The 26,415-nt window shown below is 64.8% G+C and carries 23 protein-coding genes; 9 read left to right on the top strand and 14 right to left on the bottom strand.

Going from position 1 to position 26,415, the window contains the following annotated elements:
- The first annotated feature begins 25 nt into the window (after positions 1-25).
- Both IVB07_RS29000 and IVB07_RS28995 read left to right on the top strand, forming a co-directional pair.
- Positions 26-727, top strand: coding sequence for a methyltransferase domain-containing protein (locus IVB07_RS29000; protein WP_018454962.1), 702 nt, complete (start codon positions 26-28; stop codon positions 725-727).
- A gap of 30 nt (positions 728-757) precedes the next feature.
- A complete protein-coding gene (locus IVB07_RS28995; RefSeq protein WP_240543335.1) occupies positions 758-1,915 on the top strand; it encodes a hypothetical protein in 1,158 nt (385 codons plus the stop codon).
- Between the two features lie 22 nt (positions 1,916-1,937).
- On the opposite strand, the gene IVB07_RS28990 is transcribed toward IVB07_RS28995, so the two are convergent.
- The 7 genes from IVB07_RS28990 to IVB07_RS28960 form a co-directional block, all read right to left on the bottom strand.
- Positions 1,938-4,298, bottom strand: a complete 2,361-nt coding sequence (locus tag IVB07_RS28990; RefSeq protein ID WP_018454960.1) for a TonB-dependent receptor — start codon at positions 4,296-4,298, stop codon at positions 1,938-1,940.
- Positions 4,299-4,445: 147 nt separating this feature from the next.
- The gene (locus tag IVB07_RS28985) at positions 4,446-4,850 is read right to left on the bottom strand and encodes a DUF2946 family protein (protein WP_018454959.1); all 405 of its coding nucleotides are present in this window, start codon (positions 4,848-4,850) and stop codon (positions 4,446-4,448) included.
- Positions 4,851-5,071: 221 nt separating this feature from the next.
- On the bottom strand, positions 5,072-6,085 hold the full coding sequence (locus IVB07_RS28980) for an alpha/beta hydrolase (RefSeq protein WP_026232849.1): 1,014 nt from the start codon (positions 6,083-6,085) through the stop codon (positions 5,072-5,074).
- 261 nt (positions 6,086-6,346) lie between these two features.
- On the bottom strand, positions 6,347-8,410 hold the full coding sequence (locus IVB07_RS28975) for a membrane protein (RefSeq protein WP_018454957.1): 2,064 nt from the start codon (positions 8,408-8,410) through the stop codon (positions 6,347-6,349).
- 7 nt (positions 8,411-8,417) lie between these two features.
- Positions 8,418-11,231, bottom strand: a complete 2,814-nt coding sequence (locus tag IVB07_RS28970) for a DUF4159 domain-containing protein (protein ID WP_026232848.1) — start codon at positions 11,229-11,231, stop codon at positions 8,418-8,420.
- Positions 11,228-12,172, bottom strand: coding sequence for a DUF58 domain-containing protein (locus IVB07_RS28965; protein ID WP_018454955.1), 945 nt, complete (start codon positions 12,170-12,172; stop codon positions 11,228-11,230). Before IVB07_RS28965 ends, IVB07_RS28970 begins: the two co-directional genes overlap by 4 nt.
- A complete protein-coding gene (locus IVB07_RS28960; protein WP_018454954.1) occupies positions 12,172-13,170 on the bottom strand; it encodes a MoxR family ATPase in 999 nt (332 codons plus the stop codon). Before IVB07_RS28960 ends, IVB07_RS28965 begins: the two co-directional genes overlap by 1 nt.
- A 280-nt stretch (positions 13,171-13,450) precedes the next feature.
- Between IVB07_RS28960 and IVB07_RS28955 the strand changes: the two genes are divergently transcribed.
- The 5 genes from IVB07_RS28955 to IVB07_RS28935 are packed head-to-tail and all read left to right on the top strand — an operon-like array spanning position 13,451 to position 17,020.
- Positions 13,451-14,062: a DUF1285 domain-containing protein gene (locus tag IVB07_RS28955; RefSeq protein ID WP_018454953.1), complete on the top strand. Its 612-nt coding sequence runs from the start codon at positions 13,451-13,453 to the stop codon at positions 14,060-14,062.
- Positions 14,059-14,730, top strand: a complete 672-nt coding sequence (locus tag IVB07_RS28950) for a CoA pyrophosphatase (protein ID WP_247766785.1) — start codon at positions 14,059-14,061, stop codon at positions 14,728-14,730. Before IVB07_RS28955 ends, IVB07_RS28950 begins: the two co-directional genes overlap by 4 nt.
- Positions 14,727-14,990 carry a DUF6111 family protein gene (locus tag IVB07_RS28945; RefSeq protein ID WP_018454951.1) on the top strand — a complete coding sequence of 88 codons (264 nt, stop codon included), beginning with the start codon at positions 14,727-14,729 and terminating at the stop codon, positions 14,988-14,990. Before IVB07_RS28950 ends, IVB07_RS28945 begins: the two co-directional genes overlap by 4 nt.
- 9 nt (positions 14,991-14,999) lie before the next feature.
- The gene (locus IVB07_RS28940) at positions 15,000-16,256 is read left to right on the top strand and encodes a CCA tRNA nucleotidyltransferase (protein WP_018454950.1); all 1,257 of its coding nucleotides are present in this window, start codon (positions 15,000-15,002) and stop codon (positions 16,254-16,256) included.
- Positions 16,253-17,020: a TSUP family transporter gene (locus IVB07_RS28935; protein WP_018454949.1), complete on the top strand. Its 768-nt coding sequence runs from the start codon at positions 16,253-16,255 to the stop codon at positions 17,018-17,020. Before IVB07_RS28940 ends, IVB07_RS28935 begins: the two co-directional genes overlap by 4 nt.
- Positions 17,021-17,070: 50 nt before the next feature.
- Here the strand turns inward: IVB07_RS28935 and IVB07_RS28930 are convergent, their stop codons facing one another.
- Positions 17,071-17,400 carry a nuclear transport factor 2 family protein gene (locus IVB07_RS28930; protein WP_204514104.1) on the bottom strand — a complete coding sequence of 110 codons (330 nt, stop codon included), beginning with the start codon at positions 17,398-17,400 and terminating at the stop codon, positions 17,071-17,073.
- Positions 17,401-17,530: 130 nt separating this feature from the next.
- Between IVB07_RS28930 and IVB07_RS28925 the strand changes: the two genes are divergently transcribed.
- A complete protein-coding gene (locus tag IVB07_RS28925) occupies positions 17,531-21,280 on the top strand; it encodes a LuxR C-terminal-related transcriptional regulator (RefSeq protein WP_247363615.1) in 3,750 nt (1,249 codons plus the stop codon).
- 99 nt (positions 21,281-21,379) lie between these two features.
- On the opposite strand, the gene IVB07_RS28920 is transcribed toward IVB07_RS28925, so the two are convergent.
- Positions 21,380-21,595 (bottom strand): hypothetical protein, encoded by a 216-nt coding sequence (locus tag IVB07_RS28920; RefSeq protein ID WP_018454947.1) that lies wholly within the window; start codon positions 21,593-21,595, stop codon positions 21,380-21,382.
- A 471-nt stretch (positions 21,596-22,066) separates the two neighbouring features.
- On the opposite strand from IVB07_RS28920, the gene IVB07_RS28915 reads away from it, so the two are divergent.
- Positions 22,067-23,059 (top strand): TauD/TfdA family dioxygenase, encoded by a 993-nt coding sequence (locus IVB07_RS28915; RefSeq protein ID WP_018454946.1) that lies wholly within the window; start codon positions 22,067-22,069, stop codon positions 23,057-23,059.
- A 112-nt stretch (positions 23,060-23,171) separates the two neighbouring features.
- Here the strand turns inward: IVB07_RS28915 and IVB07_RS28910 are convergent, their stop codons facing one another.
- From IVB07_RS28910 to queE, 5 genes are all read right to left on the bottom strand, one after another.
- Entirely contained in the window at positions 23,172-23,378 is a 207-nt protein-coding gene (locus tag IVB07_RS28910) for a DUF2158 domain-containing protein (protein WP_018454945.1), read from the bottom strand.
- Positions 23,379-23,749: 371 nt separating this feature from the next.
- Entirely contained in the window at positions 23,750-24,502 is a 753-nt protein-coding gene (locus IVB07_RS28905; RefSeq protein ID WP_018454944.1) for an HAD family hydrolase, read from the bottom strand.
- Entirely contained in the window at positions 24,493-25,392 is a 900-nt protein-coding gene (gene hemF, locus IVB07_RS28900; RefSeq protein WP_088930634.1) for an oxygen-dependent coproporphyrinogen oxidase, read from the bottom strand. Before hemF ends, IVB07_RS28905 begins: the two co-directional genes overlap by 10 nt.
- 4 nt (positions 25,393-25,396) lie before the next feature.
- Complete coding sequence (locus tag IVB07_RS28895; protein WP_018454942.1) at positions 25,397-25,762, bottom strand: 6-carboxytetrahydropterin synthase; 366 nt, start codon at positions 25,760-25,762, stop codon at positions 25,397-25,399.
- A gap of 17 nt (positions 25,763-25,779) precedes the next feature.
- The gene (queE, locus tag IVB07_RS28890; RefSeq protein WP_018454941.1) at positions 25,780-26,412 is read right to left on the bottom strand and encodes a 7-carboxy-7-deazaguanine synthase; all 633 of its coding nucleotides are present in this window, start codon (positions 26,410-26,412) and stop codon (positions 25,780-25,782) included.
- Positions 26,413-26,415: the final 3 nt, after the last annotated feature.

Genomic DNA, 26,415 nt, shown 5'->3' with positions numbered 1-26,415 from the left:
TCGAAGCTCACATGAAGGTAGGGCAGTGCCGGTCGATCAGCAATATTACCGGGAAGTGGCGTCCGGGAGCACGGCGGAAAAGCTGCTGATCGCGGCGCGCGACCGCATCTACCAGGATTTCATCGCCCAGATGCAGCCGTCCTCGGCGGACGAGATCCTGGATGTCGGCGTGTCCGACGTGATCAACGACGGCGCCAACGTGCTGGAGCGAAGCTACCCGCATCAGCACAAGATCACGGCTTGCGGGCTCGGCGAAGGTATCGGGTTCAAGGCGGCTTTTCCGCTTTGCCGTTACGTGCAGATCGAACCGAATACACGGCTGCCGTTTGACGACAATGCGTTCGACGTCGCGACGTCCAATGCCGTGCTCGAGCATGCCGGCAGCCATGAAAACCAGGTGCTCCTGGTCGAGGAGCTTGGCCGCGTCGCGCGGCGGGTCTTCATCACGGTGCCCAACAGGTTCTTTCCGGTTGAGCACCACACGGCCATCCCGCTGGCGCACTATCTGGACGGCACCTTCAGGATCGCCTGCATGATCGCCGGCAAGTCGGAATGGACCGACGAGCAGAACCTGATCCTGATGACGCGAAAACGGCTGCTGGGGCTCGCCGCGCTGGTTGCCGAGTCTGCGAGTGCCAAGTCGTCCAACCCCATGTCCGCGGCTGTGGGCTACACCGGTTTGTCGCTCGGCCCGCTATCGTCCAATCTCTATCTTGCATTCCGCTGAAGCAGCGCCTCCCGCCCCAGCATGATCCCGATGAAGAAGATCCACACCAGCAAAGCCTTCTTCGTCGTGTTGTTTCTCGCGGTGCTGGTCGGCCATTTCTGGACCATGATGCGATGGAACGAGGCGCGCGGCGTCTATGACGACATCTGCTACCTGCGGCAGGCGCATCTGTTCCAGAGATTCGGGCTGGTGGAGGGATTCGACACCAGCCTCACCCGCGACGACGATGGCTATCAGAAAGCAAAGCTGAAGGAGATCGGCTACCCCGACTGGAACGATACGACCGCGGCGCCATGTCACAATCTGATGCCGGCCACGGGGAAGGTCGTCATTCAATACCCGCCGGGCGTCGGCCTCGTGTTGGCGTTGTTTCCGCCAGGGCACCAGGTCGCGCCCATGTACATGCTGGCGACCATTGTCGTCCTGGGCTTTGCGCTGTTTGCGCTTTCTCTCGCGCGCAGCATGAGGTTGGTCCTGATGGCCGGGACGTTCGGCTGTCTTGCGATCTACCTGATGGTCAATCCGGTCAAGGCGAGCTATTCGATGGCCCCGACGGTCGTCGTGTGCGCGCTCGTAGGATGTCTCACGGCGCGATGGCTGGCGGGCCCGCGATCTCAACCGAATATCTGGCTGCTGGCGCCAATCGGTTTCCTGCTCGGATTGACCGTCGACTTTCGATTGGCCAACCTTTTCCTGGCGTCGGGCTATGGTCTCTTTCTCCTCGTCGCGTTTCTTGCGAAGCGGACGATGTCCCGGTTCTTGCAGGGGCTTGTGTTCGGCGTCGCGTTGCTGGCCGGCGTGATCCCGACCATCGTCTCTTACGCCGTCAACGCCGGCAGTCCGTTCGCATCGACCTACGGCAACAATCCCGATGTCAGGCCACTGGATTTTTCGTTCGCGGTGGTCCGGGACTATCTGGCCGATCCGCTCCAGACCTTGCTGATCGTCATCGGAATCGCAGGCTCGATCTGGCTGTTGCGGCAGGCGAACGGCATTCGCCGCGTCGCGCTGCTCACGATCGCCAATCTGGCGCTCAACCTCGCCTTCTTCTTCACCTATCCGATCGCGACGCCGTACTACACGATCCCTATTTCTCTCCTGACATTGTGGACCCTGCTGTTTGCCGTGCTGTTTCAGGAGGCATCAGAGGGGGCCCCCGAAGCGGCCGCCTCAGCCACAGCACGATGAAGTCCGGCTAGCAATCGCGCTTTCAGAACTTGAAGTTCGCGAACGCCCGTACCCCGATGCCGGGCATCAACACCTCGTCCTTGGTGTAGGACACCGAGTTGCGGATGTTTTCGTTCAACAGATTGTTGCCGACGAGGCCGAGCAGCATCTCGCGCGCGCCGAATGCATTCGGGTTGAGCTTGGTCTTGTAGCTCACCTCGGCCTTCAAGAGATTGTAGCCCGGCGTCGGCGTCTCCGCGATCACCGCGACGTTGTTCTGAGCGAAGGCGTGCAACAGATTAACGCGCATCAGCCAGTTGTCGTCGCGCCAGAACACGCCGCCGCCCAGTCTCACCGGCGGAATGCGCGGCACATTGGTGCCGTCGGTGAAGGTGGCCCGGACCACGTCGAACTGGTTCTCGATGCCCCAGATGCCGCCCTGGAATGCACCGACGTCGAGCTGCGACTGGAATTCGCCGCCGCGGAAGTTCGCGTCCCGCTGCGAATAGACCGCCTGGTTCACCTCGGCGCCGGGCGTGCCGCACGAGGCAAAGTCGTCGTCGCACATCACGCCGGTGAGACGGCGATAGATGAAGTTGTTGAAATGCGTGTAGTAGACCGTCGCCTCGAAGCGGAACGGCCCCGTTGCCTTGCGCAGGCCGACCTCCACGGATTTCGCGGTCTCGATGGTGAGGTTGGGGTTGCCGATGTCGAAGGTCGCGGTCGCATCATGTGCGCCGCGCGAGAACAGCTCCGCCGCCTTCGGCGCGCGCTCGACGTATTGCGCGGTGATGCTGCCGACCAGGCCGCCCGGCAGGTCCTGCAACAGGCCGATGCTGCCGCTCTTCGGCGTGAAGGACGGATTGCGACCGATACCCGCCTGCGGCGTGCCGTCGGGCAGGAAGTCCGCGGGAAAATCCGGCGTCGTGCCGTGCAGCTCGACATGCTCGATGCGGCCGGCGATCTGCGCCCGCGTCGCTTCCGTGAACTTGAACTCGTTGAAAGCATAGCCCGCAACGCGCGTGCTGTTGTTCGGGTCCCACAGGCCATTAAACAGCGTGCCCGGATTGTCCGGGCTCGGCGCGCTCAATTCCTGATGGCCGACCTGGAAGCCCAGCGCCGTCGTTACCTCGGCGAAGCGCGCGTTGAACGGCATCAGCTGCACCTCGGTGCGGATCTCCTGCTCCTTGTTGGTGAAGGTTTGCCGCACGCCGTCGGTGTTGGGATCGGCGGGATCGGCAAGCCCGATCTCGTTGTGTCGGTAGTCGGTCGCGCCGGCCCAGAAGCGAACGACATCGATGGCCGTAGCGTCGGGATGGTACTCGCCCTTGACGTTGATCTTGGTCTGATGGCCGTCGATGCGCGTGTTGTGGTCGGCGCCGTCGACGCCGGGGATGTGGTAGAGCGCGTCGTTCTGCGTGATCGCCGCACCGATATAGCCGCCCTGGAAGAAGTAGGAGCCGCCGATCGAGGCGCCGTCCGAGCGCGTCGCCGAGTTGGGCTGGCGTCCGTTGGCGACGGACCGGGTCTGGTCATTCAGGTACGGGTAGCTCGGGATGCTATAGTCGGTGGTGTTGCGGCCGTAGACGTCGGCATGGAAGGCAAAATTGCCGCCGCCGGTGTCGAGCAGCACGCCGCTTTCGACGCCGCGGTCGACCGAACTGAACGCGCTGCGCGTCTCGGCGCTGACGCAAGGCGAAGTCGCGGCCGCTGCGAGCGGCGCCTTGACCGGCAGGCCGAAGCTCTGGAACGGCTGGGCACCGCAGTTCGGCAGCGCATCCGGAATCCGGTTGTTGGTGGCGCTGACGACGCCGCCGATCGAGGTCGAGCCATAGCGCAGCGCAGCCGGCCCGCGTACCACCTCGACCTGGTTGGTCGCGAGCGGATCGATTGGAACGAAGTGATCCTCGCCGAGATCGGAGGCGCCGCCGGCATTGGTGCCGTTCTCGACGATGCCGACGCGGTTGACGTCAAGTCCCCGGATGATCGGCCGGCTGGAGGCGCCGGGCGCGAAGCTCGATCCGGTGATGCCGGGTTTCGAGAACAGGAGGTCGCCGAGCTGGCCGCCGCCCTCGCGGCGGATCTCTTCGTTCGGCACCACCGTGACCGTCGCGAACTGGTTGGTCACGATGGGCAGCACGCCCTGCTGAGGTGCGGCCGGCGTGGAGGTTGCCGGCGTGGCGTCCGCAGCGCGTTGGTGGCTGCGTGCCCGCGCGGTTCGGGTGGGACGACCGGGGTTGCGGGTCGGCACCACCGCCCTGCGCACGATGGGGCTCGGAGCCGTCACGGTGACGGCGGGGATCTCGGTCGATGACTTATCCTCGGCCAGCGCCGAGGTGGCGGCGCCGAGCAGGAGCAGGCTTGCTCCGCCAAGGCGCTGCGCGCGCCGCAATTTGAATGACATGGTCCTGATTCCAGTCAGGCGCCGTCCGCATGTTCGTCTGCTGATCGGAGGCGGCCTGCCGTCGCTGCGCGACGGAATTCGACTTCAGCTGCTCCCGGGAATGCGCCTGAAAGCGGCGAGCCCGGGCGTGATCAAGCGTTGTGGAAGTCAGGACGCGGGAGGGGCGCGGGGCTGGAATGCCGTACCGGCCGATTTCAGGTGGACGAATTCGGCGTCGGTGGTGCGGTAGAGCAGGTCGATCGCCTGCGGCAGCAGCAACACAGGCGGCGCCGCGAACAAGACGGTGCCCGCCATCGCGACCAATGCGCAGATCGCGCAATTGTCCTCGCCCGGTTGCTCCCTGTCGGGAGCCAATGGCGATTGCCTCTCGACCGCGGAACGGTCGATCGAAGCGGGAGCTTGGGCGCCGTCGGTCTGCTGCAGCGAGGACTGGGCGAGGGGAGCCGCCTGGGCGAACCAATGGCTGTGGCCGAACGTCAGCGCGAACTGCACCAGCATCGCGAAGATCGCGAGCCGGGCGCCGTGCCTGATATTCGACCGGAACCACTTCATCTGGAAACGCCACCCCACATCGCGAGGTATCATCCCCTGATCCCGCGATGTTATAATGTAACATCGCGCAATCCGTCAGCGGATGTCAACCGCTGTCGAGCCGACCCGAGCGGGCCGGCTCCTTGCCGTGTCGTGCAGGCAACTGAAAGCCTAGGCTGAGGACCTGTCAAACGGCTTACGCGGACGGCGATTGGACTCAGTGTCAGCGCGAGCAGGTGGCATCAGAGCTTTTTGCTCCGGAGCCAGGTGCGGATGGCCTCGATGTGTTCTGCCTTGCGCTCCAGCGGCAGCCAATGCCCTGCGGGCATGCTCGTTACGGTCAGGTCCGGGCAGGTGGCGCGCATCGGGTCACCTTGGCGATTTCCGGTGATGCTGCAGATCTGATCAAAGTCGCCGTTAACGAACAGCACCGGCTGCGACAGGCGGCCGCCATTGAGTGCCTTGCGCGCATAGGCGATGTTGGCGTCGTCGTTCATGTACCACGCGCAGGATGGGCGGAAGCCATGAGCCTTGAACGTCTGCACCAGCACGTCGAAGTCCGCCGGCGGCCAGAGAGCCGAATCGGGCTCAGTCGGCGGAGCGCGGTGCGCGGCGCCAAAGCGCCCTCCATTGCGCGTGACCATCGCATTCGGCGAAACCTTGCCGATGCCGGCGGGGTCGCCTGGCCGAAAGATCGACGCCAGCGATGCTGCCAAGTCTGCATCGAGGTCGGCGACTGCCGCCTCGAAGTGCGTGTTGTAGTAACGGTAGTAATCCCATTGGCCATCCGGATATTGGTCGACCGGATAAATCGTCCGGTCGACCAGCGGGACGACTGTGCGCAGGGCGTGCCCGTCGGGTTGATATGCCAGCGAGGTCAGCACGACTCCGCGGCTGCGCTTTGGCTGATGCGCGACCAACTCACCGACCACAACACAGCCCCAGTCGTGGCCAACCCAGATCGCAGGCTTGCCGCCCAGGTGATCATGGAGTTCGGCCATGTCCGTCACGATTTCCTCGATGGTATAGGCGTCGTTGGCTGCAGGCGTGGAAGAGCCGCCGTAGCCGCGCAGATCGGGAGCGACGCAGTGCCAACCGTCGGCGGCAAACGCTTCCATCTGCGCGCGCCACATCAAACTGATGCTCGGCCAGCCATGGACGAAAATCATCAACGGTCTGTCGACCGGCCCGCACTCGATATAGCGCGTTGTCTGACGAGGCGAGCTGAACGTGCGCTGGTGAAGTGGGTCTGTCATGGTCGAGTAACTCCGCTTCTCATCGAACGCTCGCACTGTTTAAGTGCTGCGAAGGGCTGCGTTCAGAACTGCTCTTGTCCGCTGCGGGCGATGCCTGGACAGGGACACGCCTGCCCAGGGTCGAGGAAGAACCGCCTCCAGATTTCACAACGTGCTACATGCGACCGAGTTCGGGGTCGAAGGCGTTATGGAGCTTCCGGCGAAGAAGTGACGATGGGATTTATCCGACTAACGGGAAGCGAAGGGACGCGCGTAAGCCGCCTAGCGCCCCTCGCGCATCCACGTCGCAGCAAACGCGCCGAGCAGCAGCAACAGCCCGATCAGGCCGGCGAAGATCGGCAGCACGCCGACGCCCTTCACCACGCTGGCGTCGCGCATCCGCACGCCCATCCAGCCGTCGCCATGGAAGACGCTCGCCGAGCGGACCGGCAGAATGCGCGGCAGCTCGACGCTGGCGCCGTCGACCACGCGCACGGCGTCACCGCCGGTCGCCTGGGTCAGCGGCTTCAACGTTTCGGTGGTGGAGGTGACTTCCGAAAACTCCTTCGGATTGGTCGGGCCGACATTGATCAGCGCCTTCAGCGTGCCGTCGGTGGCCTGCCACAGCCCGAGCTCGCTCGCCGGCAGGCTGGCGCGCCATTCGCCGGGATCTCCGGCTGCAAGCGTCAGGTCGCGCGACACGCCCGACGGCGAGGTCACACTCACCGGCTGGACGCTGTCCGCCATGGTCTGGCGCACCACCACGAGATTCTTGCCCTGCACCTGCAGGCGCAACGCTTCCTCGTCCAGATCAGGCTGCTTCATCAGCCAGTGCGACATCCGCCGCAACAGGTCGAGATGCGGACCGCCGCCTTCATAGCCGCGCGCCCACAGCCAGATGTGGTCGGAGAGCAGCAGCGCGACGCGGCCCTCGCCGAAACGCGACAGGAACAGCAGCGGCTTGCCGTCGACGCCCGTCATGACGGGCGGGTTGACCGCATTGCGGGTATCGACGGTGCGGAAGAACCTGCTCCAGCGCGGCGGCTCGGAGGCGGAGCCCTCGAGGCCACGCGTGACGGGATGGCGTTTGCCGACGTCGGACAGATGCGCGTAGAACGGCTTTTCCGTCACCCCGACCGGTTCGGCGGGCAGCACCGAATCCAGCGGCGTGCGCCAGATGCTGGTGTTGGAGGCGTAGTCGGGGCCGGCCGAGACCAGCACCGCGCCGCCGGAACGCACGTAGCGTGCGATGTTGTCGAAATAAGCGATCGGCAGCACGCCCTGGCGGGCATAGCGGTCGAAGATGATCAGCTGGAATTCGTTGATCTTCTGCTGGAACAGCTCCCGGGTCGGAAACGCGATCAGCGACAATTCGTTGATCGGCGTACCGTCCTGCTTCTCCGGCGGCCGTAGAATGGTGAAGTGGACGAGATCGACGCTGGCATCGGATTTGAGCAGATTGCGCCAGGTGCGCTCGCCGGAATGCGGCTCGCCCGAGACCAGCAGCACGCGCAGCTTGTCGCGCACACCGTCGATGGCGACGACGGCGCGGTTGTTCACCGGCGTCAATTCCCGCTCGAGCGGCGAGGCCTCGATCTCGACGATGTTCGGCCCGGAATGCTTGATGTCGACGTCGACGCTTGCGCTCTGGCCGCTCGAAAGCGTGCGCTCGTTGATGACCTCGCCGTCTCTGCGGACCGTAACCTTGGCGCGCTCGCCGCTGACGCCCTGGTCGTCGAGGCGGTAGGTGATGGTCTGGGGCTGCCCGACGATACCGAAGCGCGGCGCGGCGATGACCGCAATACGGCGGTCGCGCTCGTCCTTCTGCCCCGTGATCAGCGCATGCACCGGCGCCTGGAAGCCGAGCCCGGCGGCGTTGGCCGGAATGTCGTGGACGCGGCCGTCGGTGATCAGGAACGCACCGGCGACGCGGTCGACCGGCACGTCCGACAAGGCCGAGGCCAGCGCCCCGAACAGCTTGGTGCCGTCGGTCTCGCCGTCAGCCTGTCCGGCATCGACGACGCGGACCTCGAGCCCCTTGATCTTCTTCAGGCTGTCGACCAGCGCTTCCTGCGCCGTTGCGGCCTCGCGATTGCGATTGCCGAAATTCTGGCTCGGGCTCTTGTCGACGACGATTGCGGCGACCGAGGTGAGGGGATCGCGGTCCTCGCGGGTAAAGGAGGGATTGGCGAGCGCCAGCAGGAACAGCGCCAGCGCGGCCACGCGCACGGCAGCGCCGCGCGCCCGCGCCAGCAGCAGCACGAGCGCGATGACGGCGATCGCGGCCAGCGCGAGCCACAGGACGATCGTGGGAACAAGCGGCGTGAATGCGATGCCGTAATTCATATCGATCCTACTGCCCCAGCCGTTCGATCAGGGCCGGTGCGTGCACCTGGTCGGCCTTGTAGTTGCCGGTCAGCGTGTACATCACGATGTTGGCGCCGGCGCGGTAGGCGAATTCGCGCTGGCGGGGGTCGGCGCCGATCACCGGCAGCATGGACTGGCCGTCGGGCCGCACGGCCCAGGCGCCGGCCAGGTCGTTCGAGGTGATGATGATCGGCGAGACGCCGTCGCCGCCGCGTGCCGGCCGCTGCGCGCTGTCCTCGTCGTCTTCGCGCGGCAAGGTCTCGACCCAGGTCTGGCCGGTGCTGAAGCGGCCGGGGAAGTCGCGCAACAGATAGAAGGTCTTGGTCAGCACGTGCTCCCGCGGCACCGGCTCCAGCTCGGGCACGTCGAGCGAGGACAGGATCTCGCGGAGCGTCTGCATGGCCGGGGTCTGCGCGGCGCCGTTCGCGCCGGGTGGCGCTTCGACCGCGTCGCGGGTGTCGAACAGCACGGTGCCGCCCTGCTTCATATAGGCGTCGATCTTGTTGATGGCGTCCCGCGACGGCTTGGGCGCGCCCGGCACGATCGGCCAGTAGATCAGCGGGAAGAAAGCGAGTTCGTCGCGCGCCGGGTCGATGCCGACGGGATCGCCGGCCTCGAGCGCGGTGCGCTGCGCCAGGAACAGCGTCAGTCCGGATAGCCCGGCCCTGACGATGGAATCGACGTCGGCATTGCCGGTCACGACATAGGCGAGGCGGGTCTGCGACACCGCCTTCATCGCGAACTCGTCGGGCGCGCTGTCCGCATGCGACGGCGTCGGCACGAACGAGGCGAGACCTGCGAGCACCAGCCCAAAGACGATCATCGCGGGCGCGGCGCGGCGGCGCACCAGCGCGGCAAGGCCGCCGCCGAGTACCGCGACGATGATGGCGTCGATCAGGAACAGCGCGAGCGCCGTCGATAGCAGCCAACCGCGCAAGTCCTGCGGCTCGGCGTTGGTGTAGGTGGCATGCCGGGCGCGCAGGCTCGCGGTGTTCAGGGCTGCGATACGGTCGGCGCTGGCAAGCGTGTTCACGGCGAGCGGTCCTTCTGCCGGACCATAGAAGCCCGGCGGATGATCGGGTGTGGCGCGGTCGCGATAATCCGCGGGCAGCGGCTTTGCGGCGGCCGGCGGCGGGCCGAAGGCGCCAAAGCCATCGAGGATGTGCAACGGCGCCACCGTTTCGGCGCTCGCCTCAGTGGCAACGCCTGGGCCCGGCTTGGCGGTATAGCCGGACATGTCGACGACACGTCGCAGGATTTCGACAAAGGTCCCCGACATCGGCAGATCCGACCAGCGCATGTCGGCGCTGACGTGGAACAGGCTGACGACGCCCTTGCCGCGATGCTCGCCTGTTACCAGCGGCGTGCCGTCTTCCAGCGACGCCCAGCTTTTGGTGGCGAGCACGGCGTCGGGCTCGGCCAGCACCTGGCGGCTTATGGTGACGTCCTTGGGGACCACGACGCCGGCAAACGGACCATCGGCGGCAAAGGAGGCAAGATGTTGCGGCTTTTCCCAGGTCAGGCTGCCGCCGAGCGTCCGGCCGCCCTTGCGCAGCTTGACCGGGACGAGATCGTCCTCGGCCTGCGCCAGCCGCGGACCGGCGAACCGCACCAGCACGCCGCCCTGGTCGATCCAGGCATTGAGACGCTCGCGGATTTCAGGGGCGATGGTGCCGACATCGGCAAGGATGATCATCGGCAGCTTCTGATCGAGGAACTGCGTGATGCCCTGCTGCGGCGAGCCCTTGTCGGCAAGCCGCACGTCGGCGAACGGCGCCAGCGCACGGGTGAGATAGAAGGTCGGCGCCAGCAGCGGCTGCGCGGTCTCGCTGGTCGAGCCCGAGACGATGCCGATGGCGCGGCGGCGCCAGCGCTTGTCGAGCAGCTGCACTGCGCCGGCGGAGCGCTCACCGGCAATTTCCAGCCGCGTGATGTCGTTGCGCAGCTCGACCGGCAGATCGAACGACGCTTCGGTTTCCTTGTCCTGCGGGCCGAACGAATAACGCGCCTCGCCGATCGGCGAGGCCTTCTGGTCCAGCGCGCGCACGGTGCCGATGGCGATGCCGCCGTCGGTGCGCAGCACCTTCACCGTCATCCTGGCTGCGGCGTTCTCGGCCGCGACCAGGGCTAGGGCTGAGGAGGTGCCGCCTTCGAACACGGTCAGGCTGCGATCGCCGATGGTCTTGCCGAGGCCCGCCACGAATTCCTCGCCGCGACCGGTATCGACGCTGTCGGAGAGCCAGACGATCTCGCAGTCGCCGGTCGCCTTCAGGAAGCGATCGATTGCGGTCAGGGTCTCGACGCGCTCGATCGAATACGGCTTTGGCGTCAGCTGCCGCAGCGCGACGCGCGCGGCGCCCGCCGGCATCAGGGTGATATCGCGGTTCGGCTCGGACAGCGGCACCAGCGCGATCGCACGGCGGTCGTTCTCGGCACTGGCGATCAATTCGTCGGCGGCCCTGATCCGGATGTCCCAGTTCGAGGCCGCGCTCCAGCCGTCGTCGAACATGATCATCAGCGGCGCCTTGCTGGCGGCCGCGCCTGTTTGCGGATTCCAGATCGGACCGGCGGCGGCGAAAATGACCAGTGCCGCAGCCAGCAGCCGCAATGCGGTCAACCACCACGGCGTTCGCGACGGGGTCTCTTCGCGCGGTGCGATGTCGAACAGCAGGCGCGTCGGCGGAAACTCGATCCGGCGCGGCCGCGGCGGCATCACGCGCAACAGCCACCACAGCACCGGCAGGCTGACGAGGCCGATCAGGAGCAGCGGTTCGGTGAAGGCGAGCGGCAGTCCCATCATGCTGCCGGCCCCGCCTTGATCGTTGTGGTGCGCGCGCCCGATTTGCTCACCTGCATGCCGGCATGCAGGAACAGCAAGAGCTCGGCGGCCGAGCGGTCGGTCGCATGCGTCGTGAACAGCCAGTCGAGCTTGTTGGTCTCGGCGCGGATCTGATCGCGGTGCAGCGCGAGCCGGGCGGTGTAATCCTGCGCCCAGCTCTCGGCGCGGCCGGCGGTGATCACGCCGAACCCCTCGGGCTCGACGAACTCGACGCGGCCGGAATAGGGGAATGATTCCTCGGCGGGATCGACGACCTGCACCAGCGTGCCATGCGCGCCGGAGCCGGACAGGCCGGCGAGCGTGGTCCTGATCTCGGAGAGCGGCGACCAGAAGTCCGACAGCACGATCGTCTCGGCCAGCGCCGCGGGCACAAAGGAGGGCGGCAGGCTCAAGCGGTCGGCATCGTCATGCAGCATCGCCTGCGCCATCTTGTCGATGACGCTGCGGCTGGCGGTCGGTGCCATCAAACCGGGGATGCCGACGCGCTCGCCGCCGGAGACCAGCAGCTCGGCCAGCGCGAAGGCGACGATCAGCGTCCGCTCGAGCTTGGATTCACGCGCCTGCTTTGACGCGAACGCCATCGAGGGCGAACGATCGGGCCAGATCCAGACCGTATGCGAGGCTTCCCATTCGAGCTCGCGGACATAGAGGAGATCGTCGCGCGCCGAGCGCCGCCAGTCGACATTCTGCGACGGTTCGCCGGAGACGAAACGGCGGTATTGCCAGAAATTTTCGCCGGAGCCGGCGCGGCGGCGGCCGTGCAGGCCGTGGATGACGTTGGCGGCGATACGGCGGGCCTCGAGCACCAGGCGCGGCAGCGAAGCGGCGAGCGTGCGGCTTTCGCCATCGGCACGTCGGATCGCGATGACCTCCTTTGCTGTGTGCCCGTTCTCCGCCGCCATCAACCGATCCGTGTCTTCAATTGCCGGATCACGTCCGGAATCGTGCGGCCTTCGGCGCGCGCCTGGAACGTCAGCGCCATGCGGTGCTTCAGCACGGGCTCGGCGAGGTCGAGCACGTCGTCGATTGAGGGCGCGAGGCGGCCGTCGATCAGCGCGCGAGCGCGCACCGCGAGCATCAGCGATTGGCTGGCGCGCGGGCCCGGTCCCCAGGCGATGAACTTGCTGGTGTCGCCGCCGTCCGGACCCGGACGGGCCGAGCGCACCAGCGACAGGATCGCCTCGACCACGGAATCGCCGACCGGCAGGCGCCGGATCAGTCGCTGCGCGGTGATGAGTGCATCAGGTGTCATCGAGCCCTTCGCCAGCGTCTCGTCGGCGCCGGTGGTCTCGAACAGGATGCGGCGCTCGGCGTCGCGGTCGGGATAGTCGACGTCGATCTCCATCAGGAAACGGTCGAGCTGGGCTTCAGGCAGCGGATAGGTGCCTTCCTGCTCCAGCGGGTTTTGCGTGGCGAGCACGTGGAACGGCTTCGGCAGATCGTGACGCGCGCCGGCAACGGTGATGTGCTGCTCCTGCATCGCCTGCAGCAGCGCCGACTGCGTGCGCGGGCTGGCGCGGTTGATCTCGTCGGCCATCAGCAGTTGCGCGAACACGGGGCCGGAGATGAAGCGGAAGGCACGCTTGCCGGAGGTGCTCTCGTCCAGCACTTCGGCGCCGAGAATGTCCGACGGCATCAGATCGGGCGTGAACTGGATGCGCTTGGCATCGAGGCCGAGGGTGATGCCGAGCGTCTCGACCAGCTTGGTCTTGGCCAGACCGGGGACACCGATCAACAGCGCATGGCCGCCGGAGAGGATGGTGACCAGCGTGTTCTCGATCACGCGATCCTGGCCGAAGATGACGGACGCGATCGCATCCTTTGCCGCGCGAATCTGGCTCGACACCTGCTCGGCCGAACGGACTATCCCGTCTTCGAGCTTCTCGACACTCTCCGCCATCCGTTAGCTCCTTCAGCCTGCCATGCAGCTCGCTTGCGTCGTCATGTCATCACGTCCTCAACTCAAGACGTGGGCCCTATGCTAGACTTGCAGGAAGGCCATGTATTCGTTGAATTAACCTATCCCCACCTTATCGGCTTAGGGATATGTAGGGCATCACGAAGTGGCGACCTCCACACCGGACGAATGCGGGGTGGAACCGAGTACCCGGATACAACGTAAACCTGCACCAATCGTGCCAAATGACCGATCGTGCCAAATGACAAAGTCAGGGCAAACCATGGCGAACCAAGGGCAGAGCGCCGATCGCGGTCTTGAGGGGCTGACTGCCGCTGCCAAAACTGCTGCCGATGCCGAAGGCGCCAAAAAGGGCCTGCCTCCGGTGCATTTGTGGAATCCGCCGTTTTGCGGCGATCTCGACATTCGAATCGCGTCAGATGGTACTTGGTTCTATTTGGGGACGCCAATCGGCCGTCATGCCTTGGTTCGCCTGTTCTCGACCATCCTCAAGCGCGAAGGCGACAAGCATTTCCTCGTCACGCCGGTGGAGAAGGTCGGCATTCGCGTCGACGACGCGCCGTTCATGGCGGTCGAGATGCAGAAGGACGGCGATGCCAACCATCGCGTGCTCCGCTTCCGCACCAATGTCGACGACTGGGTCACCTGCGATGCGGCGCACCGGCTGCGCTTCGAGCAGGCCAAGGACGGCGGGCTGACGCCCTATCTGCATATCCGCGCCGAGCTCTGGGCCAAGGTCACCCGCGCGCTCTATTACGATCTGGTTGACATGGGTGAGGAGCGGATGGTCGATGGCCAGCCGATGTTCGGTGTCGAGTCGGCCGGCGAGTTCTTCGCCATGGCCGATGCGGAGCAGGTGAGGGCCGCGCTTTGAACAAGCCTATCTCCAGGAACGATCCCGCCGTGATCGGTGCGGCGGATTTCTTCGCCCGCTCCGCCGCGCGGCTCGGCTTCGACGTTCCGCCCGGCCTCTACGATCCCAACATCATTCCGGCCTCGGGCGATCCCGGCACCGACAAGATGCTCGAGATCATCGCGCGCGAGCAGCCGGTGCGGCCGGCGGCGGTCTTGATCGCGGTGGTCGATCATCCCGAGCCGACCATTCTGCTGACGCAGCGTTCGGCGCATCTGAACGACCATGCCGGCCAGATCGCATTCCCCGGCGGCAAGATCGACGCAACCGACCGCTCGCCGCTCGATGCGGCGCTGCGCGAGGTCGAGGAGGAGGTCGGGCTGTCGCGCGACTTCGTCGAGCCGATCGGCTATCTCGATCTCTACGGCACCGGCTTCGGCTTCCGCATCCTGCCGACGGTGGCCAGGGTGCGCCCGGGCTTTGAGCTGACGATCAACCATTCCGAGGTTGATGATGCGTTCGAAGTGCCGCTATCCTTCCTGATGAACCCGGCCAACCACCAGGTGCACAGCAAGGAATTCCGCGGCATGGAGCGGTCCTACTACGCGATGCCGTTTGCCGAACGCTACATCTGGGGCGCGACGGCCGGCATGCTCCGTGTGCTCTATGAGCGGATCTATTCGTCATGATTCGGCCGATCCTGACCGAGATCGGAATCTTCCTCGTTCCCTTTGCCGTCTATGCGCTGTTCCTGGCCGCCACGCGTTCCGGCCTGTTCGTGCAATCGTCCTGGCCGATCACCATCGTCGCGCGTCTCATGCTGGCGGCGCTCGTGCTGGTGATCGCCGGGCTGATCGGCTTTGCGCATTTCTCCGGCGCCGCACCGGATTCGACCTATGTCCCCGCCCATGTCGAGAACGGCAAGCTCGTGCCGGGCGTGGAAAGATAGGGCCGGCCGATGAGCGCGGTGCCCATGCTCGCCGATGCGCCCTGGCTGATTTCGGGTGGCACCGCGCGCGTCCTGCAATTGCTCAATGCGGATGGCGAGGAGGCGCGGGTTGTCGGCGGCGCCGTGCGCAACGCGCTGCTCGGCCTCGTCCCCGGCGACATCGACATCGCGACCACGGCGCTCCCGCACGAGGTGATGCGGCGCGCCAAAGCTGCCGGCATCAAGGCTGTGCCGACCGGCATCGACCACGGCACCGTCACCCTCGTCATCGACGGGCAACCTTACGAAGTCACGACGTTGCGCGAGGATACCGAGACCTTCGGCCGCAAGGCCAAGGTCGCGTTCGGCCGCGACTGGGTGAAGGACGCCGAGCGCCGCGACTTCACGATGAACGGGCTCTCGGTCGATGCCGACGGCGTCGTCCGCGATTACGTCGGAGGCATCGCGGATGCGGCCGCGCGGCGCGTGCGCTTCATCGGTGATCCCGACCAGCGCATCGCCGAGGATTTCCTGCGCATCCTGCGCTTCTTCCGCATCCACGCCGCCTTCGGCGCCGGCGATCCCGACCGCGACGGCTATCTCGCCTGCATCCGGGGACGCGCCGGCCTCGCGAGCCTCTCGGCCGAGCGGCTGCGCATGGAGACGCTGAAGCTTCTGGTCGCTCCCGGCGCGTCCGCCGCCGCGCTTGCGATGGCCGATGGCGGATTGCTGCAGGCGCTGACCGGCGGCGTGGTCTACACCGGACCGCTCGCGGCGATGATCGTGATCGAGCGCGAGCTCGGCCTCACCGCAAGCAGCACGCGGCGCCTCGCCGCGCTGGCGATCGCGGTGACTGAAGACGCCAAGCGCGTCGCCACGCGCCTGAGGCTCTCCAATGCGGAAACCAAGGCGCTGGATTCGATGGGGCACCGCTGGTGGCGCTTGGCCACCAAGGACGAAGCCGATGCGCGGCGGCTGCTCTACCGGCTCGGTGCGGATCGCTATCACGATCGCGTGTTGCTGGGCTGGGCGAGAGCCGGCGGTGACGTCGGCTCGTCGCGATGGCGTGCGCTCGCCGAGCTGCCGCAGCGCTGGACTGCGCCGAAATTTCCGCTTCGCGCCGCCGACTTCATCGCGCGCGGCATGGCGGAAGGACCCTCGCTCGGACATGTGTTGACGCTCGCGGAGGACGCTTGGCTTGCGGCGGATTTTCCCCTAGAGGAAGCCGCACTCGCTTCCATCGCCGATCAAGCTGCGGCACGCGTCAGCCGCGATGAGAGAACGTGACCATCGTCTCAGGCTTCGCCGACATCTCGATCTTTCAGCTCCTGCTGGTCGCGTTGATGGCGTTGTTTGCTTCGATTATCGGTGGTCTCGCCGGCTACGGCACCGGCGCCTTGATGCCGCTGGTGCTGGTGCCTCTCGTCGGCGCCGAACCGGTGGTGCCGATCATCGCGATCTCCGCGATCTTCACCAATTCCAGCCGCGCGCTCGCCTATCTCCGCTATGCCGATCGCCGCCGCGCGCTGATCGTGCTGGCCTGTGCGGCACTGACGGCAGCGCTTGGTGCCTACGGCTACACACGGCTGACCAATGCGGGCGCGGCGCTGGTGATCGGCTCCATGCTGATCCTGAGCGTGCCGCTGCGCCGTGTGCTCCGCCGCCGCCAGGTCAAGATCGGCGACACTGGGCTTGCGGCCGGCTCGGTCGGCTATGGCGTGCTGGTCGGCGGCACCTCCGGCTCCGGCGTGATCCTGCTGTCGCTGCTGATGGCCGCGGGCCTGGAAGGCGCGGCCGTGATCGCGACCGATGCCATGATCTCGCTCGGCACCGGCCTCATCAAGATCTCGGTGTTCGGCCTCGCCGGCGCCGTGACCGCACAGGTGCTCGCCTTTGCGCTGCTGATCGGAGCAATCGCAATCCCCGGCGCGTTCCTCGCAAAAGCCTTCGTCGAGCGGATGCCGGTGCACATCCACACCGCGATCCTCGACGTCGCGGTGATCACCGGCGGCGTAGTGATGATCTCGGCTGGGGCGAGGCAGCTCATCTAATCAATCGGATGTGGCGCTGTCCCGCTGCCAGTTTGGTTCACGCCGCGGGTCTAGTGTGAGGGACTGCAGTCCAGTTCCTTGATCCTGCCGGCGGCGTCAAATGCCAAAAGTGCACTCATGACGCCAGCACTGGTGAGGTACGAGATAATGGTGCCGTCGTTGCGCCAGGGATTGAGATCATCCAACGTGCCTGCCGGATATTTCCGGAGGTGATCGACCCAATAGGCACGAAGTGCTTCGCGGCCGGTGATGGTTTGGCCGCCGGCGCAGCCGCAGTGGACCACCGCGTCCTCGGCATGAAGTTCCAAAATCGCTTCGATATCGCCCGCGCGATAGGCATCAAGCCAGTCGACCGCAACGGCCATCGGGTCAAAGGACATATTTTTCACTCGCATCGCGTCCAAATCTGGGTAGGCTCTGGAACCGCCAGGCCTTTTTTGATTTTAATATCCCACCCGGGCACGGCCATATGGCGAACGACATAGGGGACCGGGCCGAGGGCCAAAGTCGATGTTGGACACGTCCGCCAGGCAGGGGATACTCAAGCCCATCCGGCTCGTGATCGTCGACCCACAGCCGATCGTTCTGCAGGGACTGAGGTCGGTCCTCGGGACGCAGCCGGACTTCGACGTTGTCGCATCGTCCAGCGATCGGACAAGCTGCCTCGAAGCAATTCGGAAGCTGACACCTGACGTCGCGCTTCTTGCCGACAAGGTGCCGGATCTGACGGTCTCCGAGATCCTCGCGATTGTGAAGGCGGAGAAGCTCTCCACGCGCCTGGTGTTCTTCACCGAGTCCGATACCGACCACGATCTGACTTCAGCCATCGCAGCCGGCGCCTGCAGCGCAATTTCGAAGTATGCCTCTCCCGCCACGATGCTGCGATCGCTGCGGCTGATGACGAAGAGCGGCGTGGCACTGGAGAAGTCCGATCTCTCCGCACCCGGCAAGGAGGCGGACGGCGATAGCAAAGTCGAAGGGATGCTGGAGCTGTTGACGCAACGGGAACGTCAAATCGCACGACTCGTGGCGGAAGGAATGTCGAACAAGGAGATCGCGCGTCAGCTCAACGTTTCCGACGGGACGGTCAAGGTCCACCTGTACAATATTTTCCAGAAGCTTGAGATCACCAACAGAACTGTGCTCGCGACCATCGCATTGCTGCAACGGCCCTCCGGCCTGGCCGCGCTCTCCCTGGCATTTCTGGCGCTCGCAATTGCGGACGAACTCAAGGCGTCGGAAGCGAACGACATCTTCCCGGATGAGAACGGCGTCGGCCACGTGGACGAGCACGCGGGGTACGAGCCCTGGAAAAAAGGGATTCTCCGGCACCTCGTCGTCTGGGAATCCGGCGAGCCGCCCACGCAGGCTCAGAGAGACTTGTTCGCCAAGGCCGCCCAAATCACCAACCCGGCGGCGGCAATGGAAGCGCTACGCGCGGCCGAGCAATTCGGGGGCGCGAAAGCGTGGACGCACCACGCTCCTGCTGGATCGGGCGCGCCCGATCTTCCCGTGCCCTTACTGCGAGGAGCAAACGACATACAGGTCGGAGCTGACCCGGCCCCGGAACATCAATTCCCGCGGCTTCTTTCCAATGCGATGTCGATGCATGGAGGGTATGGCAACTTTGCTATTCTCACCGGTGCGTTGATCTACGCACTGGAGGATCCCCATCTCGCCGCCCACGCGCATGACCTTCGTCAAGCGTCGATCGACAGCATCCTGGCCGTCACTGAAGAGAGTGCGACCACAAAACTGGCCGCGATCACCCATGCTGCCGCCAATCATGACCACAATTCAGCCCCGGGTTTCCTTTCGCACGATGTCCGCCTGTCTTTCGCCGCTGTGACCACTGGAAGCGGCAACCTCGCTGAAGGCGCTCTGGGCGAAAAGGGCCCGGGCGATGCGGGTGACAATCTCCATAAATTTGTTGGCGCGGACCCTGGTCACGATGCCGGTGTCGGCGGGGGCGGCGACGTTGGAAAAATTGTTTATCGCTCCCCGATTGACTCCGAGTCTAACCAGTTCAAGTCGACCTCTTCCGACGCCGTGTTCGATTTCGCATCTGGGCCGGGCAGGATCAATCTTGCGGCTTTCGGAGGGCTTGCCTGGCTGCACATGACGGCGGCAACCAAGTCTATACCGCCACATACACTCGCCTGGGTCTACGACTCCGCAAGCAACGAGACGATCGTCTATGTGAATGCGACCGATCATATCCTTGATATCGGCGATCGCGGCCTGCTGGAAATCCATCTCGAGGGGATCGTGGCCGTTGCGGAGGCGGATGTCGGCTCCGAGCCAGATGGCGCGGCTGTTGCGACCACCTTGGAGCAGCTCGAAGCCGCGCTGATACCGGCGATCGCAACCGATGAGGCCGCTCTGACGAAGGATCATGTCCAAACCAGTATCGAGGGGAGCGAGAGCACGCTCGGGACGGCTGGAGCCTGGGCCCTTCTGGCCAACAACGGCTCGGGTTTCCATTTCGGGCCGGCCCGGACCGGCTTGGGAACGTCGACGAGGCTCAGAAGCTCCAGCGACGCGTCGGCGGATGCAACGGAAGAGAGCGATGGTGCGTCTGCCGCGTCGGCTCACGCATCATCCATCGAGCTTGCTCATAGCGCGACGGCCCCGGCAGCGGCAAATGTCGCATCGAACAATGGTCCGATCAATGCGGGCAACGGCGTTTCGTCGACGGGGCCCAACGAGATCGGCCAACCCAGCGTCGTAACCGCCGACAGCGCGGGGCACGGCAACTCGCAGCACGCTTCGGACCCATCGACTGAAGCTGGCTCCAAACCGGGCAACGGCGTCGGCCATGGCGCCGAGCATCACGATAAGGCCTCGGACGCTCCAGGAGGGTCAGCGAAGAACGCAGAACCAGACGGCGCGGAACACGGCAAAGCCGGGCACTCAAATGCTGCAAAAGCACCGGACGCAGCCGAGACCGATCCGGACGTCGCAACGGCCGCCGACGCGGGTCACGGCAACTCGAAGCACGCTTCGGAGCCGGGGTCTGCAAAGGCGGCAGCCGACGAATCGACTGAAGCTGGCTCCAAAGCGGGCCACGGCGTCGGCAATGGCGCCGAGCATCACGCTTCGGCTTCGGAAGCTCCGGGAGGGCCAGCGAAGAAGGCCGACCCAGGCGGCGCCGAACACGGCAAATCCGGGCACTCCGCCGCCCCAAACGCACCAGACGCAGGCGAGATCGATCCGGGCGCCGCGATAGCCGCCGGTGCAGGCCACGGCAACCCGCCGCACGCATCGGAGCCAGGATCTGCAAAGGCGGCAAGCACGGGGTCGACGGAAGATGGGGGCAAACCCGGCAACGGCGTCGGCAATGGCGCCGAGCATCACGATAAGGACCCGGAGGCTCAGGGAGGGGCAGCGCAGAAGGCAGAACCAGACGGCGCGGAACACGGCAAATCCGGGCACTCAACCGCTGCAAACGCACCAGACGCAACCGAGATCGATCCGGGCGCCGCAACGGCCGCCAGCACGGGTCACGGCAATGCGCAGCACGCTTCAGAACCAGAATCTTCGAAGGCGGCAGCCAGCGAATCGACTGGAGCTGGCTCCAAAGCGGGCAACGCCGCCGACCGTGGTGGCGAGCATCACGCTTCGGCTTCCGAAGGCGCGCAAACACCAGCGACAACGGCAGAACCAGACGGCGCGGAACACGGAAAATCCGGGCACTCAGCCGCTGCAAGCCCGCTGGACGGAGCAGCGATCGATCCGGCCGCCGCAACGCCCGCCAGCGCGGGCCACGGCAACTCGCAACGCGCTTCGGAGCCAGGATCTGCAAAGGCGGCAAGCACGGAATCGACGGAACATGGAGGCAAACCGGGCAACGGCGCCGGCGATGGGGCCGAGCATCCCTCTTCGGCTTCGCAGGCTGCGGGGACCGTGAAGACAGCAGAACCAGCCACCGTGGACCACGGTAACTCGCAGCACGCTGCGCAATCTGCAGCAATCGCAGACGACGCACACGCGGCCAAGGCTGCGTTCGAAACCGGCGGCGCAGACCAGGGACCGGTATTCCGGTTCGATAGCGGCGTAGCTCCTTCTGCTTTCGTCGAGATAGTCGGACTGAAAGAGTTCAATCATCCGCTGGATGCGCACGTTCCGCCCGGTCAGGAAGAAGGCCTCGGGTTCAACGTCAAGCTCGTCCCTCATGCACTGAACGGACACGCGGACGATCACGGCACCAACAGCCCGCACCAAGCGATTCTACCTGCGCATCATGATTTGCTGATCTGAACCGCTGCATCGTCATTGACCGAAAATGGCAACTGTCACCGTAGCCACGGCTCAGGAACGCGACGCCTTTGGCGGATCAGCCTGATGGGGAGCAGTTGTTCAGGGTTGCAGCCGTGAGAGCAGACGTTGCCGATCCTGATCGCGACCTCGCTGCTCCATGCGCATCCGTTCGAGTTCGCCTTCAGCTTTGGTTGTGTCCTCGTTCTGGCGCTTCATTTCGATGATCAGCGCCTCCTGCTCGGCGAGCCGGCGTTCTCCTTCGACGACGTCGCGCTCGATCTGCCTCAGCTCATCGTATATCGCCGTCGTGTACATCGCGATCCTCGCGCGGCCGTGCTGCGAAGCACGCCGCAGAGTAGGTTTCGCTTCGTGCAGGGCCTTTATCGGGCGCGCGGTGCGGCTATGACCACAGCGCGACGCGTATGGCTTTTAACTCAGCCAGCTTCGCGAACGTTCCGGCTGATGCCATTTTTTCCCGGGCTTTGATCGATCGCACGAGAGGCCATGTTGTTAACCGATCCCCTTGGCGGAAGCGGATCGCCAACTGCCCGGAACGGATCTCGTCAAGCGAGCGCACCCGTTGTCGGCGACAGTGCACTCGGCCCAGGGCTGCGCGTCAGCCAAGTTGCAAACAAGCGGTCGGCACAATATCGTCGATCGTCCGCGCCGATGTCTGACGTTCAATCTCCCTCAGGAACCAACCCTATGAATGTGGTCTCACTGCCCAGCGGGATCCATCGCCCTCCAGGGAAGGTCGATATCCCATCCGCCTGGGAGGGGGCTGAGATGAAAGCCAATCCTGATCGATGGTTGATATCGCTTGCTGCCGGCGAAATCGCCGAACTCGAGGGCGTGGCTGAAACATATCTTGGCAGAAACAAAAAAATCGCCGAGATCACGAAGGAAAGCTTTCCGCTTCCCCATCTCGGCGCGCACCTGGAAGATCTCAAGAAGAAGCTCCTGGTAGGCATTGGCTTCGAAGTGATCCGCGGCCTCCCGGTGGCAAAATACAGTCAGGAGTTTGCCGCTACGATCTTTTGCGGAGTGGGCGCCCATCTTGGATCGGCGCGGTCTCAGAATGCAGCGGGCCACATTCTCGGTCACGTCCGTGACACCGGCGCCGATGCTAAGGATCCGAACACCCGAATTTATCAAACCTCGGAACGGCAAACATTCCACACGGATTCGTCCGACGTGGTTGGATTGTTATGCATTCGCGAGGCGATGGAGGGAGGGGATTCTCTCCTTGTCAGTACGACGACAATCTACAACGAGATGTTTGACAGACGTCCCGACCTTGCCGCTCTCTTGTTTGATCCGATCGCGACGGACCGACGGGGCGAGGTGCCGGAGAACGAAAAGCCATATCTTGAAATCCCGGTGCTGAATTGGCATGCGGGGTTCCTGACCGGGTTTTATCAGCGCCAATATATCGATAGTGCGCAGCGCTTTCCCGATGCGCCGAGACTGACGCCGGCTCACGTCGAGGCGCTCGATCTTTTTGACGCGCTCGCAAATGATCCCGCGCTGCATTTCGGCATGCGGCTTCAGCCGGGCGACATGCAGTTCGTTTACAATCATGCCTTGCTGCATGACCGGACCGGATTCCGCGATTGGCCCGATGCAGGCCAGAAGCGTCATTTATTGCGCCTTTGGCTCAGCATGGAGAGCGACCGGCCGTTGCCCGATTGCTTCAAGCAGCGCTATGGCTCGATCGAGATCGGTAACCGTGGCGGCATCATCACCAAAGGGACCAGTTTGAACGTTCCGTTGGATTGACGTTCGAGCATCCAGCGATGTCCGCTCTCGTGCCGATATGGACAGAGGAGCGGACACCAGGTTGGGCGGAGCCGAGCACCCCGACCTAATGAGGACGCGGCCTCAGCCGCGCTTACTCCTCGTCTTCGTCGTCTTCATCCTCGTCTTCGTCGTCGAGCTCTTCCAGGTGCTCGAGCACCGCAAGCGGGAGCGTCTCGCGAAACAGATCGCCCTCCGCGCCCATCCAGAGACAGATCACGTCGTCGCCCTTCACGTCCGCGACGGTGAGCGGCTGCCCGCCGGATTTCAGCATGACGATATCGCCGGCTTTTAGTTCCATGGATGGTCCTTTCGGGTTGATTGACGGCGAAGCTAGCAAACCGGCATGACATGCCGATCACGGGCTACTCGGTCAGTGGATGTGTTGCGGTAGCGCGCATCCGCCGGCCAGACTGCTGAAACGTCGATCAGAGAGCTTTAGGCCGGAGCGATCCCATCACGAGAGGCAATGGTGCCTGTTCGATGGATGGCACAAGGGCTCTTCCGTCCCGTGCGTCGCGACCATCACACCATGCGCCTGTTTTGCCCGACGGCGCAAATGATTTCGTCAGATCCGCAGTTTGCGCTTGCCGCAAGTCCTTGATTTTGCTGCGGCCGTCTACTGTGCATGGGGTTGTTTTCGACGTTTTTGTTTGCGCACCCCGATTGCAGTCAGTCCGGCACCAGTTCTGTCAGCGAGCGGATGATGCGGTCGGGCTTGACGATCGAGCCTTCGGGCAGGCCGTCGCCATGCACGTCGATCCAGATCGAGTAGATGCCGAGACGCTGCGGCGTCACGACTTCCCATTCCAGATTGTCGCCGATCATCCAGGTGTCTCTTGCGGTGACGCCGAGCGCCTCCATCGCGTGCAGATAGGCGCGCTCCTCGGGCTTGCCGAAGCCGTGCTCGCCCTCGATCTGGATGTGGTGGAAGCGATGCGCCAGCTCGAAGCGCTCCACCTTGGCGCGCTGGGTGTCGGCGGCGCCGTTGGTCACCAATGCGAGCTTGATGCCGAGCGCCTTGAGCCTGTCGATAGCGTCATGCGCGCCGGGGAAGACGAACATCTCCTCCTCGCGATAGGCGGTGAAGCGGTCGGCCAGGCGAATGGCGAGGTCGTCGGGCAGGGCGCGATGACCGGCGGCTGCGAGCGAGGCGAAACCGCCCTTGACGGTGAGGTGCCGGGCTTCGGCGAGCTTGAGCCGCCACGAAGCGTCCGCATTGGCCCAGAAATTCTTCGCGAAGGCCAGGACGGTGCTCGCGACCAGTTGCGGCGGCAGCGGCGCGAGTTCCTCGGCGAACTCCGCTGTGATCGTGTTCCAGGCGATCTCGGGCCGCGCATAGGCCGACAGGATGGTGTCGTCCATGTCGATCAGCATGGCGCGCGGCAGCGGTCTCATTGCGGGCTTCATCGTCGTCATGGCCATTTCACCACCGGTGGCAGCGACGACAGGATCGAATCCACATTGCCGCCGGTCTTGAGACCGAAGATGGTGCCGCGGTCGTAGAGCAGGTTGAACTCGACATAGCGGCCGCGCCGGATCAATTGCTCCTCGCGATCCTCCGCGGTCCAGCTTGTCGCGAAATTGCGCCGCACGATGTCGGGATAGACCTTCAGGAAGGCGCGGCCGACATCCCGGGTGAAGGCGAGGTCAGCGTCCCAGTCGCCGCTGTCGTGCCAGTCGTAGAAGATGCCGCCGATGCCGCGCGCCTCTTTGCGGTGCGGCAGGTGGAAATACTCGTCGCACCACTTCTTGTACTTGTCGTAATCGGCGATGCCGTTCGGCTGCGTGCAGGCCTGTTTCATTGCGGCGTGGAAGGCGATGCTATCGGCATCGTCCTGCGTGCGCCGGCGGTCGAGCACCGGCGTAAGATCGGCGCCGCCGCCGAACCAGGCTTTGGTGGTGACGACGAAGCGCGTGTTCATGTGCACCGCCGGCACGTGCGGATTGCGCAGATGCGCAATCAGCGAGATGCCGGAGGCCCAGAACTTCGGGTCGTCCGCCGCGCCCGGAATTTGCGCGCGAAACTCTGGTGCGAATTCGCCGTGCACGGTGGAGCAATGCACGCCGACCTTCTCGAACAGGCGGCCGGACATCATCGACATCACGCCGCCGCCGCCGGCCGCGCCGGTATGATCGGTGCGCTGCCAGGGTGTGCGTTTGAAGCGGCCGGCCTCACCGGGATAAAGGCTCTCGGGGGCATCGTCCTCCAGCCGCTCGAAGCTCGCGCAGAGGTCGTCGCGCAAGGCTTCGAACCAGGCGCGTGCGCGCGTCTTGCGGTCTTCGATCAAGCTCGGGTCCAATGTGGATGTCATTTCGTCAGCCCTGCGGACCGTAATAGGTGCAGCTCTCGTTGCAACTGTCGCGGTGGATGCTGACGCGGGTGAGCTTGCCGATAGGAGCCAGCCGCTCCCAGACGAAGAGCGAGAGGTTTTCCAGCGTCGGTGTGCCCAGCGCCTCGATCTTGTTGAGGTACTTGTGATCCAGCGTCATGCGCACATCCTCGATGGCGCGCTGGACCAGGCCGAGATCGACCACCATGCCGGTTTTGGGATCGGGCGTGCCGCGCAGCGTCACCTCGGCGCGAAAGGAGTGGCCGTGGATCTCTTCGCTATCCGCGCCGAACGTCGTTCCCGACAATGAGTGCGCCGCCTCGAAGCGAAACGATTTCGTCAATTCCCACATCTGTTCGAAAACCAATCCTATCTGATACCAAGCGACTTATGCGTCTGCACGCTGAGCCGCCATTGCGGATGATTGAGGCAATAGTCGATGGCGCCCGCGGTGTTTTGGGCGACCTCGGGCCCGTCCATCGGCTGCAGTGAGAAGCGCTCGAAGGCGAGATCCGCGAAGGCCTCCGGCATGGCGAGCGGTTGCGGATAGACCAGCTTCAGCTCGTGGCCGCGCCGGATCACCAGATCGCTGCCGCCCTTTGGGCTGACGCAGATCCAGTCGAGCCCCTCGGGCGGGGCGATGGTGCCGTTGGTCTCGACGCCGATCTCGAAGCCGCGGGCATGGAGCGCGTCGACCAGCGCGGTATCGACCTGGAGCAGCGGCTCGCCGCCGGTGAGCACCACATAGCGGTCTTCGGTGGAGGCTGTCCATTGCGCGGCGATGGTGTCTGCGAGTTCCGCGGCCGAGCCATAGCGACCGCCGAGGGTGCCGTTGGTGCCGACGAAATCGGTGTCGCAGAATTTGCAAGTGGCCTCCTGACGGTCGGCCTCGCGCCCGCTCCAGAGGTTGCAGCCGGCAAAACGGCAAAACACGGACGCGCGCCCGGCATGGGCGCCTTCGCCTTGCAAGGTCAGGAAGATTTCCTTGACCGCGTAACTCAACCG

The sequence above is a fragment of the Bradyrhizobium sp. 172 genome (assembly GCF_023101065.1).
GTDB classification, from domain to species: domain Bacteria; phylum Pseudomonadota; class Alphaproteobacteria; order Rhizobiales; family Xanthobacteraceae; genus Bradyrhizobium; species Bradyrhizobium canariense_D.
Note: the sequence above shows the minus strand (reverse complement) of the source record. Positions and strands in the feature narration are given on the sequence as shown.

Excerpts from the sequence above, each read along its gene's own strand:
- IVB07_RS28975 (WP_018454957.1), bottom strand. The coding sequence starts at position 8,410 with ATGAATTACGGCATCGCATTCACGCCGCTTGTTCCCACGATCGTCCTG.
- IVB07_RS28895 (WP_018454942.1), bottom strand. The coding sequence starts at position 25,762 with ATGTGGGAATTGACGAAATCGTTTCGCTTCGAGGCGGCGCACTCATTG.
- IVB07_RS28925 (WP_247363615.1), top strand. The coding sequence starts at position 17,531 with ATGTTGGACACGTCCGCCAGGCAGGGGATACTCAAGCCCATCCGGCTC.
- IVB07_RS28910 (WP_018454945.1), bottom strand. The coding sequence starts at position 23,378 with ATGGAACTAAAAGCCGGCGATATCGTCATGCTGAAATCCGGCGGGCAG.
- IVB07_RS28995 (WP_240543335.1), top strand. The coding sequence starts at position 758 with ATGAAGAAGATCCACACCAGCAAAGCCTTCTTCGTCGTGTTGTTTCTC.
- IVB07_RS28970 (WP_026232848.1), bottom strand. The coding sequence starts at position 11,231 with ATGATGGGACTGCCGCTCGCCTTCACCGAACCGCTGCTCCTGATCGGC.
- IVB07_RS28940 (WP_018454950.1), top strand. The coding sequence starts at position 15,000 with ATGAGCGCGGTGCCCATGCTCGCCGATGCGCCCTGGCTGATTTCGGGT.
- IVB07_RS28915 (WP_018454946.1), top strand. The coding sequence starts at position 22,067 with ATGAAAGCCAATCCTGATCGATGGTTGATATCGCTTGCTGCCGGCGAA.
- IVB07_RS28930 (WP_204514104.1), bottom strand. The coding sequence starts at position 17,400 with ATGTCCTTTGACCCGATGGCCGTTGCGGTCGACTGGCTTGATGCCTAT.
- IVB07_RS28965 (WP_018454955.1), bottom strand. The coding sequence starts at position 12,172 with ATGGCGGCGGAGAACGGGCACACAGCAAAGGAGGTCATCGCGATCCGA.
- hemF (WP_088930634.1), bottom strand. The coding sequence starts at position 25,392 with ATGACATCCACATTGGACCCGAGCTTGATCGAAGACCGCAAGACGCGC.
- IVB07_RS28920 (WP_018454947.1), bottom strand. The coding sequence starts at position 21,595 with ATGTACACGACGGCGATATACGATGAGCTGAGGCAGATCGAGCGCGAC.
- IVB07_RS28955 (WP_018454953.1), top strand. The coding sequence starts at position 13,451 with ATGGCGAACCAAGGGCAGAGCGCCGATCGCGGTCTTGAGGGGCTGACT.
- IVB07_RS28945 (WP_018454951.1), top strand. The coding sequence starts at position 14,727 with ATGATTCGGCCGATCCTGACCGAGATCGGAATCTTCCTCGTTCCCTTT.
- IVB07_RS28905 (WP_018454944.1), bottom strand. The coding sequence starts at position 24,502 with ATGGCCATGACGACGATGAAGCCCGCAATGAGACCGCTGCCGCGCGCC.
- IVB07_RS28960 (WP_018454954.1), bottom strand. The coding sequence starts at position 13,170 with ATGGCGGAGAGTGTCGAGAAGCTCGAAGACGGGATAGTCCGTTCGGCC.
- IVB07_RS28985 (WP_018454959.1), bottom strand. The coding sequence starts at position 4,850 with ATGAAGTGGTTCCGGTCGAATATCAGGCACGGCGCCCGGCTCGCGATC.
- IVB07_RS28990 (WP_018454960.1), bottom strand. The coding sequence starts at position 4,298 with ATGTCATTCAAATTGCGGCGCGCGCAGCGCCTTGGCGGAGCAAGCCTG.
- IVB07_RS28980 (WP_026232849.1), bottom strand. The coding sequence starts at position 6,085 with ATGACAGACCCACTTCACCAGCGCACGTTCAGCTCGCCTCGTCAGACA.